The 14,396-nt window shown below is 34.4% G+C and carries 13 protein-coding genes; 5 read left to right on the top strand and 8 right to left on the bottom strand.

Annotated features, from left to right (window positions below; translation table 11 throughout):
* Positions 1 to 2: 2 nt before the first annotated feature.
* From P8625_RS11200 to P8625_RS11235, 8 genes are all read right to left on the bottom strand, one after another.
* Positions 3 to 632: a hypothetical protein gene (locus P8625_RS11200; protein WP_279650546.1), complete on the bottom strand. Its 630-nt coding sequence runs from the start codon at positions 630 to 632 to the stop codon at positions 3 to 5.
* Positions 633 to 664: 32 nt separating this feature from the next.
* The gene (locus tag P8625_RS11205; RefSeq protein ID WP_279650547.1) at positions 665 to 1,024 is read right to left on the bottom strand and encodes a hypothetical protein; all 360 of its coding nucleotides are present in this window, start codon (positions 1,022 to 1,024) and stop codon (positions 665 to 667) included.
* A gap of 283 nt (positions 1,025 to 1,307) precedes the next feature.
* Positions 1,308 to 1,835, bottom strand: a complete 528-nt coding sequence (locus P8625_RS11210) for an endonuclease V (protein WP_279650548.1) — start codon at positions 1,833 to 1,835, stop codon at positions 1,308 to 1,310.
* Positions 1,810 to 2,205, bottom strand: a complete 396-nt coding sequence (locus tag P8625_RS11215; protein ID WP_279650549.1) for a toxin-antitoxin system YwqK family antitoxin — start codon at positions 2,203 to 2,205, stop codon at positions 1,810 to 1,812. Before P8625_RS11215 ends, P8625_RS11210 begins: the two co-directional genes overlap by 26 nt.
* 9 nt (positions 2,206 to 2,214) lie before the next feature.
* Entirely contained in the window at positions 2,215 to 3,300 is a 1,086-nt protein-coding gene (locus tag P8625_RS11220) for a hypothetical protein (protein WP_279650550.1), read from the bottom strand.
* 224 nt (positions 3,301 to 3,524) lie between these two features.
* Positions 3,525 to 3,989, bottom strand: a complete 465-nt coding sequence (locus P8625_RS11225; protein ID WP_279650551.1) for an SUKH-3 domain-containing protein — start codon at positions 3,987 to 3,989, stop codon at positions 3,525 to 3,527.
* 11 nt (positions 3,990 to 4,000) lie between these two features.
* Positions 4,001 to 6,562 carry a YwqJ-related putative deaminase gene (locus P8625_RS11230; RefSeq protein WP_279650552.1) on the bottom strand — a complete coding sequence of 854 codons (2,562 nt, stop codon included), beginning with the start codon at positions 6,560 to 6,562 and terminating at the stop codon, positions 4,001 to 4,003.
* A gap of 313 nt (positions 6,563 to 6,875) precedes the next feature.
* Positions 6,876 to 10,445 (bottom strand): hypothetical protein, encoded by a 3,570-nt coding sequence (locus P8625_RS11235; RefSeq protein WP_279650553.1) that lies wholly within the window; start codon positions 10,443 to 10,445, stop codon positions 6,876 to 6,878.
* Between the two features lie 313 nt (positions 10,446 to 10,758).
* On the opposite strand from P8625_RS11235, the gene P8625_RS11240 reads away from it, so the two are divergent.
* From P8625_RS11240 to P8625_RS11260, 5 genes are read left to right on the top strand one after another with little or no spacing between them, the layout of a single operon-like run.
* A complete protein-coding gene (locus P8625_RS11240; RefSeq protein WP_279650554.1) occupies positions 10,759 to 11,559 on the top strand; it encodes an XRE family transcriptional regulator in 801 nt (266 codons plus the stop codon).
* A 4-nt stretch (positions 11,560 to 11,563) separates the two neighbouring features.
* Positions 11,564 to 12,184, top strand: a complete 621-nt coding sequence (locus P8625_RS11245) for a DUF6973 domain-containing protein (protein ID WP_279650555.1) — start codon at positions 11,564 to 11,566, stop codon at positions 12,182 to 12,184.
* Positions 12,185 to 12,865: an alpha/beta fold hydrolase gene (locus P8625_RS11250; protein ID WP_279650556.1), complete on the top strand. Its 681-nt coding sequence runs from the start codon at positions 12,185 to 12,187 to the stop codon at positions 12,863 to 12,865.
* A gap of 44 nt (positions 12,866 to 12,909) precedes the next feature.
* Positions 12,910 to 13,767 (top strand): alpha/beta fold hydrolase, encoded by an 858-nt coding sequence (locus tag P8625_RS11255; RefSeq protein ID WP_279650557.1) that lies wholly within the window; start codon positions 12,910 to 12,912, stop codon positions 13,765 to 13,767.
* 16 nt (positions 13,768 to 13,783) lie between these two features.
* Complete coding sequence (locus P8625_RS11260) at positions 13,784 to 14,368, top strand: alpha-ketoglutarate-dependent dioxygenase AlkB (RefSeq protein ID WP_279650558.1); 585 nt, start codon at positions 13,784 to 13,786, stop codon at positions 14,366 to 14,368.
* The last annotated feature ends 28 nt before the right edge of the window (positions 14,369 to 14,396 follow it).

The raw sequence follows: 14,396 nt of genomic DNA on the forward strand, positions 1-14,396 counted from the left end.
ACTTATTCTTTTAAAAACTTTATTATTACTTCATCAGGAGTAATATCCTGTGTAGGTCTATACCAAACTTTAGTAAACCCATTTTCCTTTGCCCATTTCCCTGTAAATGTTTCGAAAGCTGATATTTCTACATTATTATTGTTTTTAGACATCGCTTGCCAAAACTTTTTCAAATTAATCGATTCTCCACCATAGGTCTTATACAAATCATCATCTTTTAACCATACACCAAAATTACCATCTACCTTACCAAAATTAGAGTGGTTTTTAAAAAATGCTAAAGAGTCGTCTAATACTATTTTTCCAATTCCAGTCACTTCATCGGTAATTTTTGTTGGAATAAATAAGTCTCCGTATAGTATTTTTTCTCCTTCTTTTACAGGTAGATTATAGGGGTTAGATTTTTCAAATAACGAAACTTCTAAATGAACATTTCTTTTATTGTTATTCAATTTCAAGGAGTAAATTAAATTATTGTTTTTAAGGTTTCTCGTTAATTCTCCAACTTTTTTACCTAAAGTATTTACTAAACTTAACTTTACAGGAGCTCCATTTTTTCCTAACTTACCTAAATCATCTATGTTTGAAACGTTTAATTTTTCCCTTTTAGATAATTTAATTAACTCATCCAAATACTTTCTTGCATCGGTATCACTTAGGTTTTTTAGTTTTTCAGCAAGCTCTTCAACTTCTTTTTTAGTGCCTCTAAAAGTTCTTTACCGTCTTTTACTAAAGCATACACATTGTCTCCTATAGGTACAGGAATCCCACTTGCTAAGACAGGTGGTTGGGGTACTTTTTTAATCGTTACACCTAATTTTTCAAAAATAGTATAGACCTCATCCGAAAAAGTTCTGACTGCTTTAGACAAGCCTTCAAAAAACTCCCCTATCCATTTTTTAAGGTCGTTTAAATGTTTGGGAATATTTTTTATAAAATCGGCAATCACCTCTGCCAGTTTTACAAAAGTATCGATACCAAACTTAAATGTCTTTTCTATTAACTTGCCAGCATTGTTAGCCACTTTTGCGGGTATTTCAGCTAGGGCTTTGTACGAGCGTAAGTTTTCTTTTACCGCTTTTGCAATCGTTTCTGTGCCTATCGTTTAAGAAAAAACAATTGTTTTCAAAAGCAACAAAAAACTACCTTAATTTTTATACTAAGGTAGTTTTTAAGTTTAGTCTTGTTTTGCTTATCATCCTTGGCACCGATTACAAATCCGAGCTATCGGGTATCATTAAATAATGGATATCTACTTTTTTATTATTCATAATATTTTATCAAAAAGATAGCTTTTAATGTCGCTATTAATTTCTCGTTTTTTGGTCTACTATTTTTAAAATATCGGGGATTCTATAGTTTCCTTTCATTGTAAGAATGTTGTTTTTTGCTTTGTCAATATCGTAACCAATAGATGAAACGTATAATGGTTTCTTACTTTCTCCTCTGTAAATGGGAAAAGAGACCTTTTCGGTATTGTGAAATTTGTTTTTTGCAACGCCGATAACAGGGACTTTTTCTCCCAACGCTTTCCATAAATATCCACCCAAACCCAGCTCTTTTTGGTTATTTGTATAGCAATGCCCATCAACTATAATAGCCTCTAAGTTATTCATATCGACTAAGGTTAACAGCTTTAAAATACAAGGAAGTTCTCGTTTGTAAAAACTTCCTGATTGGTATGCCTCTACTTCCTCTTTAATCGTTATAATTATCTCTTTTGGAGTTTTGTCTTGCCATGAAAACAAAGCACCAACTACCTTGGCGCTTTGCTCATAATAATAAACATCTATGGCTAGTAATAACTCTTTACTCATCGGTATATCCATATTCATCTATTGTTGGCATTCCTGTACAACGAGCAACTGAGTTATATAAGGCTTTTGTATTCACAAAACCTCCATCGGTTTGTTCTCCTTTGTCATCATATTCGTAAAAAACTACCGAAGAAGCTCCATACCTTAAAGATTCGTATTCTATTTTTCCGTTTTCGTGATAATCTACCGCCCAACCCATGGTTTGCCCATCTACATATTCCTGTTCAGAAGCTACAAATCCATTATCATGGTAAGCAAACACTACAAACCCTGTAAAAGGTCTCCCTTTGTACCAAAACTCCACTCCCGTATACTTTCCAGACCCCTTAGCTTCTAAGTCTTCATAAAACATCCTTGTTTTTTCTGATCTTTTTAATTCTTGATTCATAATACTTTTTTAAATAAATTTTTCTAAAAACCTGATACCATGAGTAATAAAATTACAATCTCCACATCTAACCATTACATCATTATACAATAAATTCCTATTAAACCCTATCAGTTCTTTTAATATATCATTACTAATCTTATGCCCCTTCGCTTCCATCTTCCATAAAAGTTCATTCAAAGATAACACTTCAGCATGAATTCCTGGTAAGTCTCCTGTTCTTCTCCATCTGTAGTTTGCAGAATGCTTTATTCCGTTGTGAAAATCTCCTAATTTTTCAAAATGTATACTTAGTCTTTTTTCTATAAACGGGTGCATATCATATTTGATGTGTCCTTCTGAAAGAAAATACTTATAAATTTTTTTAATATCCTCCAAAGAAGATTTCTGTCTATTTATATTGTTTTTTGATAAAAACTTTTCTAACTTTTTATTTGGAAAATTCGTGTGTAATATAACCTCTTTAATATGCTTTTTACTTCTTATCCCAGAAACCAAAACTATATCTCTAAGTTTATTATTAGAAGATGTAGTATTTCTAATACCTCTTACTCGTCTTGTAACTTTACTATATAAATCTACTCCTTTTTCGCCAAATAAAAGTCTTATTTCATCAATTTCGAGCAAAAAAGGTTTTCTGTATTTATATCCTTTTTTATACGCTTCTTCTAAAGTAATTAACACATTACTTAACTCATCCAAATACTTTCTTGCATCGGTATCACTTAGGTTTTTTAGTTTTTCAGCAAGCTCTTCAACTTCTTTTTTAGTGCCTCTAAAAAGTTCTTTACCGTCTTTTACTAAAGCATACACATTGTCTCCTATAGGTACAGGAATCCCACTTGCTAAGACAGGTGGTTGGGGTACTTTTTTAAGGGTTACGCCTAACTTTTCAAAAATAGTATAGGCCTCCTCCGAAAAAGTTCTGACTGCTTTAGACAAGCCTTCAAAAAACTCCCCTATCCATTTTTTAAGGTCGTTTAAATGTTTGGGAATATTTTTTATAAAATCGGCAATCACCTCTGCCAGTTTTACAAAAGTATCGATACCAAACTTAAATGTCTTTTCTATTAACTTGCCAACATTGTCAGCCACTTTTGCGGGTAGTTCAGCTAGGGCTTTGTACGAGCGTAAGGTTTCTTTGACCGCTTTTGCAATCGTTACTGTGCCTATCGTTTAAGAAAAAACAATTGCTTTCAAAAGCAACAAAAAACTACCTTAATTTTTATACTAAGGTAGTTTTTAAGTTTAGTCTTGTTTTGCTTATCATCCTTGGCACGGATTACAAATCCGCACTATCGGGTGCTTCTAAATAATAATTAATACGGTTCTTCTCTCCATTCTTTGACATCTGGATGCCATTCTTTAGTATCAGAATAATCTTCCATAATTACTTTTTCTATACCTGTTTTAAAATCCTCTGACATTAATGTAGGAAAGTCTCCTACCATATATACTTTTCCTTCCAAGTCACACTCTAATGCTGCTGAATCTAAATGATAATCCGCTAAAGGAAAAGTCATAATATCACCATAATATCTTGGATTATCTAAACTTTCCTCTATCTCATAAAAGCCTGAAGGGATAACCGTAAAATCTAAAAATGCTTTTGCAAATTCAGTATCAGTCTCTACTTTTAAATCTCCGTATTCATATAAAAACTCCTTTAAAAATTCTGGGTACTCGTTAAATCTTGGTATTTTGTCGAAAGTTTCTTGTACATTTCTACCTTCATACCAACCAGCTTTTTTAAATAATTCTTGCACTTCTTTTTTAAACTTCATAATTTTTATTTTTAAAAAATTTCTTTAATGTTAAAATATTCTAAGAGAGGATTACAAGAGTCACAAGCACTTTTATGTAACCCGTGCGCTAATTTACTTTTCTCTGAATTATATATCCTTTTTGCTTTAGAAACCACATCGGCAAAAGCAACTCTTGCTTGTTCTATCGATATACTATTATTTTTAATTCCTAATGATTTTTCTACTTGAAATAACCATTCAGAAATATTATTCGGCTCTGCACATCTCCCATGGTTTTTCCTTTTATATATTTTTGGGTACTTACTTTTAGCAATTACTTCTAACCATTCATCCACTAGTTTATGTCTACTATTTCTTATTTCTTTTCTACTCAATCCTTTAGATGAATAACTTACAATAGTTTTTAATTTCCCATTAATTGTTCCCTCTAAAATTGCAGCAGCTCCAGGTCTTCTATCTATATGAATTTGCAAAGCTTCATCAACAAATATATCAAGTTTTAAAAGTCCTTGTTTACTTATTTTAATGGATTTTTTTGCTTTTTGTAAAACCCTCTTAATGAGTTTATTTTGTTTTTTCTCATCAATCTTATCTAAAAGCTTTGAAAATTCCTCTACTTCCTTTTTAGTGCCTCTAAAAAGTTCTTTACCGTCTTTTACTAAAGCATACACATTGTCTCCTATAGGTACAGGAATCCCACTTGCTAAGACAGGTGGTTGGGGTACTTTTTTAATCGTTACACCTAACTTTTCAAAAATAGTATAGACCTCATCCGAAAAAGTTCTGACTGCTTTAGACAAGCCTTCAAAAAACTCCCCTATCCATTTTTTAAGGTCGCTTAAATGTTTGGGAATATTTTTTATAAAATCGGCAATCACCTCTGCCAGTTTTACAAAAGTATCGATACCAAACTTAAATGTCTTTTCTATTAACTTGCCAACATTGTCAGCCACTTTTGCGGGTATTTCAGCTAGGGCTTTGTACGAGCGTAAGGTTTCTTTGACCGCTTTTGCAATCGTTCCTGTACCTCCTGTTAAAAAGAACATGGCTATCTCTGAAGCAATAAACCCTGCTATCAATCCGATGTAATAGCCTAAAGCACCGGGGTCTATACGTACTTTTGTATCAGACGCTAAAAAGCGTACTAAAAGTTTAGCCGTTTCTATAGGTACACTGGCTAAAAAGCCAACAACCGCCTTTAGATTCTCTAAACTAAACAGCGCTACAAAACCATCGATAAGGTTTTCAAAACTCTCTGCAAAAAGACTTAGGTAACTCGCTGGATTTTCAAAGAACGTACTGCTTTGTATGGCTGCGTTGAGCACATCGAACAGCATGGCTAAAATATCAACAAACGATTTAATAAACTCAATAATGCTATTAATGAGTCCAACGATGAGTCCGTTAATATACTCATATAAATCTACTAAATAGTTCGATACTTCCTTAAAAAAATCTTGCAATAGTTTAGGAATGGCATCTAATACTTCTATAAACTTGCTGATATCAAACGGTATCAACTTAGCAAATTGTCTTTTGGTAAGCAACAACTTTGCTATAGAGCTAGCTTGTGTAGCTACTGGTTGTAGGTGTGTTTTGTACACCTCGTTGCTAAATTTTTCTGCATCAAACAAACGATCTTTTCCTCGTAATTTGGGTAGTAACGGATCGTAGGCAGCGCCTGATTTATCTTTAAAAGCGGTATTCCAACGTTGTTCCTTTAATTTAAGTTCGTTTATTTGCCTACTGGTATTTTTTAAATCACCTGAGATGTCGGTAAAAACCTCATTAGCAGACCATCGTATAATTTTTCCTCCTTTGAGGAACTTTTTGGTGACCAACAAATAAAATAGGCTGTCTTTTGTTGCTAACTCTTCTCGTACCATTTCAGAAAAGTCATTGGCTTGTACTTCTACTCCAAAAGCACGCGCTACTTTGGCAAGGGTAAACCTATCTACTTCGGGTAAGGTTTGTACGTTTTTTCCTTTGTGAATTCTAAATACAGTACCCAAGGCATTGGTGCCCCCACCAGACTCTATAAACACGACTATTTGGTGTGGATTGACTTTGGTAATGCGTTGATATGCCCTTTCTAGCTTTGCACCATTATCGGATACAAATAGGGTAATAAACGCATCGTATTCGATACTGATTTCTTCTTTCGTTTTTGACTTTGAGCTGTTCTGAATCTCGAAAAAAGTTTCTTCTTTAAGGATGTCTCCCCAAAGCTTTATATAAAACTTTTCATGGATTTTATAATAGGAAATGACTCCTAGATTAAAATCGTAATATGATTCTATAAAAGCTGTGTTCTCTGGACTGATATCATAATCAAAGTCATTAACGATTTCACCTACAGGTTGCGGATTCTCTTGCAAAAAGAAATCGCCATACTCTCCTGATAAAGTGCTGTTGATATGTAAAAACCACTTGTTGGGATTTTGTACTCCTTTTTCTATTTCTACATAGATATTGGGACTCGGATTTTCTGTTTCCTTTATTTTTTGTTGCTGAACATCTGAAAACACCACCAAACCTTCAAAATTGGTTTTGTGTTTAAAGTGTTTGCTTCCGTATTCATGGGCATGCATAATTTTTGTGTTTTACGTGTTACATGAACTACCCCGATGCAAGCATACTGGGTATTCAAAAAAATTAGTTAAGAATTTCAAGGCAAGCCTTTGATAGTTAAATTCTTGGCTATCGCCTTGCGATTAAAAACAAACCTTTCCCAACCCTCCTCACAACACCAAGAGGAGGGGATAAAAACATCGTAAAAATGTTCGTTGAATTTTACGGGAAAGATTTGTGACTGTGTGTAAAGAAGAGACTGCCTAAAAAAGCGATTATCCTGAATGCTTAAAAAATAATTGGCTGGTTTTTAGGTACAGTCTCTTACTGCACTTATGCTACGTTGTTGGTATCACCCACAATATCGTAATCTACTCCATCTGGTCCGTCACCAATTTTATAGGTGCTGACATCAAATAAACCTTGCCCTTCACAATCTGGATTGCACGGTAAGCCACCTTCATTCAACACTACCGAATCTGCTTGCAATACCGTTAACGTGGTAGGTACACGCGTTTCCCAAGTACCTTCAACTTCGCCTTCAATGGTTTGCATTTCTTCAGCAATTGAAACATATAAATCATTGTCCATATCGGTCACCATGCCTTGTCCGTACCAAATCTCACCAGTTTTCATATACCAGTTTACCATTTCTTCAAAACCAGGACGTACAGGTACCACAGCTCTTGCCATCCCACTTTGTAAAAAGGCTTGGAAAATAGGGTCGCTACCTTCGTTGTACTCAAAATTAGCATCCCAACTATCTTCAGCTCCATAGAAATATGGATAGAAAGTATACGCCATAATTTCCCAATCAAAGGCTTGTTCAAAGAATTTAACTGTTTCAGCATGTTCTTGAAACTTGGAATTTTTTGCAATATCTTTTGAACTTTCACCATCGTAGTTATCACGAGCGGTTTCAACACCTTCATGCTTCATTAACTGAATTGCAATACGCTTTAACTCACGCTTTTCTATGCTACGGTTAATTTGAGAACTCAATTCTTTTTTCTTTTCAGATGGTTCACCTCCTATGTTTTGATTGGCAATAAAATTATTATACTCCTGTAAACGTTCATGATAAGCATTCATAATCGCTTTATAGGTTTCATTTTGCCATTTTTGATAGGCTTCATCTGTTCTTTGACAATGAATAGTCACATTAAAACTCCCTGAATGTATCTCCCACGCACGATATGAAAATGGAACAGATTCTACATATTTATCTGAAAAGTCATAGTCAGCAGTTTTATTTGAACTATCTCCTACTACCTTTTTTAAAGAATCTCCTAACCCAATAGTCAATGATGTGCTTTCTTTTACTTTATGAGTAATAGCCCAATACACTGTTCCTCTATATGCGGCATAATCTTTCGGTATCTTTATCTCATTTGAGGAAAATCCTGTAGATGTATAATCCTTGTCATCCTTTTTAAAAGCCCTACCTATTTTTATATTACTTTCAATAGGCGCATTAACATTTGCTCCATAAATAGACGATATTCTTTGGTAATTGCTTTCATTTATTTCTCTAGCATTACTAACTCTACCATTAATCAAATCTTCAGGATGAACTGGTTTTTTTGGAATAATTAATCCCTCTGAAGTTTTATCGTCATTTTCTATCTTTTCAAAATACGATTTTATATAAAACTTGGCGGGTTCGGGTAAGGCAAATTCATACATCAAGCGTTTTCCGTAATTGATTAACTTGTTTTTGTAAATTTTATCTACCCAACGATACACCCCCGTAACGTGCTTGTCTCCTTTACGATTGTCAAAGCCATGGGTATTGTTTTCTTCGTATTCTCGTAAGACACGTGAGCTACGTTTGGTACTGATTTTTTGTACCACGCGCTCCAACGCTCGTTCGGTAACCTCCTGTGCATAGGTTTGCGCTTGTAGGTTAGAATTAGAGGTGGAATTGGCAGAAGAAGAGTTAAAGTTTGTACCTGCTGTCAACGTTCCAAACCCTAATTTACTAGTAATACTTGCATTGCCCCCAAAACTGGTCGCATGGTCGCTATTTACAATAGACGACGCTTCATTTTGCAATTCATTGCGCTCAGTAGAAGTGGTATCGGTTAGGTTTTCTACTTCTTTTTCTGAAGTTCTTTCCGTAGTTTGCTCAGATAATTCTTTAACCTTCGTTGAACGCTCTTTGTATTCGCGTGCCATAATGTTTTCGATATGCGATACTTCGCCTGGCACATAACAACATACTTCTTGTTCTACCCGTCTAAAATCGGCAATTCCCAACTGAGAAACTCCGTATAACACTGTGTTTTCAGTTTCTGTAGTATTGGTAGTTTCCTCTGTTGTAGCTCCTTCACCAGTTCCTCCTGTAGAGGTATCTCCTGTTTTAGTAGCAACTCCTGAATACACCCCTCGGCGTTCCAAATCTCCTAATTCTATAGGGTTAAAGTACCTGTCTTCAAAACTCGGTGAATTTCCTGTAATATATAACGACGAACTAAACTGTACGGTTACACCATTATTCAATGTTAATTCTCCTGAAAAGGTATGGTCTCCCAATGTAAAAACTTCTCCTTGAGAGAAAAACTGAAGGTTTAAAAGATTGTCAGCGCTTGCCAATCTTTTTACAGTACTTCCTGTCATGGTATTTCCAAGCGCATCTTGCAAGGTATAAGTTGCCGATTTTACAAAGGCATTTGAATAACCTACATGGATACCCATAGAAATTACAAAACGATCTATTAAAGTAGCGGATTGTATGCTTCCCGAATACGAATATAACTGTGCTCCTTTCATTGCACTAAGGGTTACAGTCGTATCTCCTACACTAATTTTTTGAGTTTCTTGCGGTGTCGTATCGTATATAAACTGGTAATCTTTTTTAATTCGATCTCTTAAAACTGGCTTTATTTCGTTGTAGGTGTCGTACACGCTTAAGCTATTAGTATTTAACAGGTTCAATGTTTCTGTAGATAAGCTTGTAGTTGCTACGTCTCTGTCAATTTCTAGAGCACTTTCAAATTCAAATTTCGGTAACTGTAAATCAGGGTAAACAACTAATTCTTTTGAAAAACCGTCTTCGTTAATAATTCTTTGAACTTCAGGCACTGCCTCTTGTTGCAGTTGTTCAATACTCGCATCGTACGCCTTCAACGCTGTTTCATATCGTAGGCTTTCAGCCTTTCTATATACCGTCTCTGCATATTCTAAATCTTTCAATGCAGCTTCGTGTAATTGAATTCTATCTTTTGCCAGAGCTACATCCAACTGCGCTTGCATATAGTCTTGAGACGTTTTAGATACTGTAGGAGCCGTATACGAAAACTCATTTTGCGCAGCAATAATTACTTCTTTCGGTACAATCACACTTGCATTGGCTAAGCGTACAAATGCTGTTTCGTTTTCTTCGGTAAATACAATTTCTCCCTCAGTACCTGCTGAAAAGCTATTGGTGAACACATTAAATGCTTTTAAAAACTTATTGGCTACCAATACCTGAATTAAGGCTTCTCTTACAGCTACCGACTGTTTGTCAATTGTTTGGTAAAATAAATTTTCCCACAATACAAATTCTTCATCGGTGGTAAGTTCTTGAGCTCCTGCTAGGTTAGCCTCAATGCTTGCATACGACAACACTGCTTTGTTACGTTGTAACCAACTCGAAAAAGTATACAATGCTGGGTGCATGCTTTTAAGTTCAAATCTGCTCGCTATTGGGGTAAAACCAGTGCTAGTGCTGTACGCTCCTTTTAAGGCTGTTTTTCTTTCAGCATCGGTGGTAACGCCTGTTACCGATTGAAACGCTAAACTTTGTGCTTTCTTTTCTTCTGGAATGGAAACAAATCCCATTTCTTTGTCTTCAATTAATTGCGGACTACGCAATGTTACAAACCTAAAAAGGTTTGATTTGATTGGTTTTTTACTCATCGTTATAAAATTTTAATTAATTCTTAATCAAGCTCAAAAAGAGCCCTGTTGTAATGCTTTTCTAACAGTTCTTTTTTTCTTGATGTTTGGTTTTATTCAAAAAAATGTTTGAATAAACGAGTATAGATTTCAAAAAAGTGAAGAAATTCAAGTCGAAATCTTAAAAACGCAATCGCTAAAACTACACAAATGTTTGATAATCACAATTTTTTTGTATATTAGCCATTCATTAACGGGACAAATATATAACATATTACAATATAAAACAAACAAAAGTTGAATATTTTTTGCAATATGTAAAAAACAAGTAATTATGGGAATATCTGAAAAAATAGCAGCGATTAGAGATGCTTTTAATTTGAATAATTTTTCGTTCTCAAAGCGAATTGGTGTTACAGGAACCACAGTAGATAGCATTGTTAATGGTAGGCCGCAGCCTGATGGCAGTAGAAAAAGAACCAAACCAGGGTACGATGTGCTTACAGCAATTATTAATGAATTTAACATCAATCCCGATTATTTATTTGGAAAGAGTGACGTGATGTTACAATCAGAAACCGCAAATATTCAAACATATTCTGGAGTACCTCAGGTAGTTTCTGTCAATCCTTCAGGAAATGAAAATGTGGTATATGTACCCATACAGGCAAGAGCCGGGTATTTGAATGGGTATGGTGATTCGAATTATATAGAACAATTGCCTTCTTTTCACATGCCGCATCTTACCAACGGTACGTTTCGTTGTTTTGAAGTACAAGGAAACTCTATGGTGCGTACGTTTTTTGATGGAGATTTGGTGTTTGGAAAGTATGTAGAAGACCTCCGCGATATTAAAGATGGTCGGGTATATATAATTGTGAGTAAAAATGATGGTATTGTCTTAAAACGTGTTATTAATAGAATTGAAGAACGAGGAAAGCTTATTTTAAAAAGTGATAATAAAGACGGCAACTACCCTACCTATACCATTAATGCAGAAGAAATTATGGAGGTTTGGTATGTAACCATGTTTGCTTCTAAGCAAATGCCCGAACCGATTGATGTTTACGATAGGCTTCACGATTTAGAGAGTAAAATTGTTGAATTGGAAGAACAAATTAGCAGTAAAAATTAGTTGTATGCTTCAAAAATTACTGCTTGGAGTTCTTATACTTCCTGCTTGCCTAAATGCCCAATCGAACTGGCAAGCATTTAAAAAACTACAAGGAGCTCAAAAAACGTGGGTTTTACTGCATCCTTTTAAAGCGAAAAAAGCCTATGCACTTTCACTTGAAGTGTCTAGAATAAGTGACTCTCTAAAAGTTTCTCCCCTACTAGACGGAGATGCAGCTGGAGGGAAAGTTGATGCCTTTCGTCATGCCTTTTGGATGGCCTTGCTACAACAAGAAATAGGAGAAAAAGCAGCTCGCTCGCTTGGGAAAGCGCATGAAAAAGACAATTACAAAACGTATAAAGAACAAAAACGAGAAGACGGTGTTGTTCCCGATCAAATTTCTTCGAAAATGGATTTGTTTAATAACGAAGTTGGACTGTCTCTTTCTAAGGAAGGGGGTAATCTTCCAAAAAACGGATTAATTTACAGGGTAATTAACGCCCTACATCAAGGAAAGTTAAAAGTAATTAAAAAAGATACTTTGGGGCGCTTTTTAACCTGTAGCGGTAAACTTATTCCTGAAAAAACACTTATTGGAACATGGGAAAATGATAAATGTTTAGTCGATTCTAACTACAACCCATAAATGCAAAAGGTATATGTGCTTTCAGGTACGATGTGTACCGTAGATTTATGGCAATTTGTTTTTCCTAAGTTGAATACTATATTTCCTATTCATATCGATATTGCTCCAGCGGCTTCTTTCGAGGAAATCAATCAAATTATACTGAATCATATTGAAGAACCTGCAATACTTCTCGGGTTTTCTTTAGGCGGATTTTCTGCAATGAATTTTGCGATTCATTATCCTGAAAAAGTAAAAAAATTAGTTGTCATAGCTGCCAATACCGACGGACTGAGTGACTCGGAAATTAAATTGCGAAAAAGCACTATTGATTTTTTAGAAAAACATTCGTATAAAGGAATTTCACAAGCACGAATTCAACAGTTTCTTCATCCAGATGCTTATAACAATTCTGAAATTGTTGCTGTCATAAAAAAAATGGATGCCGATTTAGGAAAACAAGTATTGCTTCGTCAATTAAAAGCAACTTCATCTAGACTGAATATTTCACAAAAAATCTTAGAACTTACTATTCCTATATTTTTTATTGCTGCCGAAAACGATGTGCTTGTAAATCCTAAAAAACTTAAAGATTTTGCCAACAAAACTAAAAAAGGAAAATTCACAATGATTAAAAATTGCGGACACATGATTCCGTTAGAAAAACATAAGGAGTTGACTTCTTTACTAAACTTAATTTGATGTTACCACTCTTTTTCAATAACTTGGTTTAAAATATCTTTACTATGCAACAAACTACAACCGTTACTGTTAATCAATTAACATTTGATTGTTTAATCGAAGGAGATAAAAAAAACGAACTAGTTGTACTTTTACATGGTTTTCCAGAGTCTTCTTATATGTGGAGAGATTTAATGAAAGTACTTGCTAACAATGGGTTTTATTGTGTTGCTCCAAATTTAAGAGGGTATAGCAAAAATGCGTGCCCTAAAGGAAAAAAACACTATACGCTAACCAAATTAGTATCTGATGTTGTAGGTATTGCCAAGCACTTTAGCACTGCTAAATTTCATTTAATTGGTCACGATTGGGGAGCAGCAATTGGTTGGAAAGTAGCGCATGATTATAAAGATTTTATTATAAGCTGGACAGCGCTCTCTGTTCCGCACATACAAGCTTTTTGTTTTGCCATTTTTAACGATGCCGAACAACAACAAAAGAGTCAATACATAAAAAATTTTCAACTCCCTTTTCTTCCTGAACTTAAAATTAGAAAGAATAATTTTGCCTTGTTCAAAAAACTTTGGGTACATAGTGATGCTGATGAGGTTGCAAATTATCTATCTATTTTCAAAAACAAAAAACAACTTACTGCTGCAATAAGCTATTACAGAAGTAATTATGCTTTATTTAAAAAGGCGACAACAAGTAACATACTTGGTACTATTACTGTTCCCACATTATTTATTTGGGGGAAAAAAGACATGGCAATTGGTAGTTATGCCGTAGAAGAAGGACACGAATATGTAAAGGGATATTATGAATTTATAGCATTAGATGATGGACATTGGTTAATACAAACAGCATATAAAAAGATAGAAGCTGCCATCTTGCACCATTTACATAAATTCAAAACAAGTTAACTCATTCTTCTGTAAAATGTCTACTAAAATAAGCCACGTTATTCGGTATAATCAAAACTTTTTAAGCTTAGAGGAAGCTACTAAACTATTTCAAAAATTAATGCAGTTTCCTGAACTTATTAATATGCATAAAAATAAAGTTCCCCAAGCAGATACTATTACCTACAATTTTGGTAAGTTGATGTTCTTAGACCGCGATTTAATAGAAAAAAATGCTTTTCCAAAAGCACTATGGGGAAATACTACAGAATGGCCAGCATTTATACTGCCGTTAAAAAAGAAAATTGAAGAATTTACAGGTTGTGAATTTAAAACTTGTGTTTGTATTTATTACCCCGACGGGAACTCTGGTGTCGGTTATCACTCAGATAAAATAGCTTTTGGAGACACTGATGTTATTCCCTCCATAAGTTTAGGAGAAGAACGTGTTTTTTGTGTAAGAGAAAACAGCACAAAAAAAGAAACACAATTCCTTTTAAAACATGGAAGTTTGTTACTAATGAAAAAAGGTTGCCAAGAATACTTTGAACACAGTTTACCAAAAAATTCTATCTATGTAAACCCAAGAATTAATCTAACTTTTAGAAAATACGGTTTTTAATATCCTCAATCGTATCTAACTTTTAAAC

The sequence above is a fragment of the Tenacibaculum tangerinum genome (assembly GCF_029853675.1).
GTDB classification, from domain to species: domain Bacteria; phylum Bacteroidota; class Bacteroidia; order Flavobacteriales; family Flavobacteriaceae; genus Polaribacter; species Polaribacter tangerinum_A.

Bases quoted from the DNA above. Each gene is read 5' to 3' on its own strand.
- P8625_RS11240 (WP_279650554.1), top strand. From the start codon at position 10,759: ATGGGAATATCTGAAAAAATAGCAGCGATTAGAGATGCTTTTAATTTG.
- P8625_RS11255 (WP_279650557.1), top strand. From the start codon at position 12,910: ATGCAACAAACTACAACCGTTACTGTTAATCAATTAACATTTGATTGT.
- P8625_RS11235 (WP_279650553.1), bottom strand. From the start codon at position 10,445: ATGAGTAAAAAACCAATCAAATCAAACCTTTTTAGGTTTGTAACATTG.
- P8625_RS11260 (WP_279650558.1), top strand. From the start codon at position 13,784: ATGTCTACTAAAATAAGCCACGTTATTCGGTATAATCAAAACTTTTTA.
- P8625_RS11245 (WP_279650555.1), top strand. From the start codon at position 11,564: ATGCTTCAAAAATTACTGCTTGGAGTTCTTATACTTCCTGCTTGCCTA.
- P8625_RS11215 (WP_279650549.1), bottom strand. From the start codon at position 2,205: ATGAATCAAGAATTAAAAAGATCAGAAAAAACAAGGATGTTTTATGAA.
- P8625_RS11250 (WP_279650556.1), top strand. From the start codon at position 12,185: ATGCAAAAGGTATATGTGCTTTCAGGTACGATGTGTACCGTAGATTTA.
- P8625_RS11225 (WP_279650551.1), bottom strand. From the start codon at position 3,989: ATGAAGTTTAAAAAAGAAGTGCAAGAATTATTTAAAAAAGCTGGTTGG.
- P8625_RS11230 (WP_279650552.1), bottom strand. From the start codon at position 6,562: ATGCATGCCCATGAATACGGAAGCAAACACTTTAAACACAAAACCAAT.
- P8625_RS11210 (WP_279650548.1), bottom strand. From the start codon at position 1,835: ATGAATATGGATATACCGATGAGTAAAGAGTTATTACTAGCCATAGAT.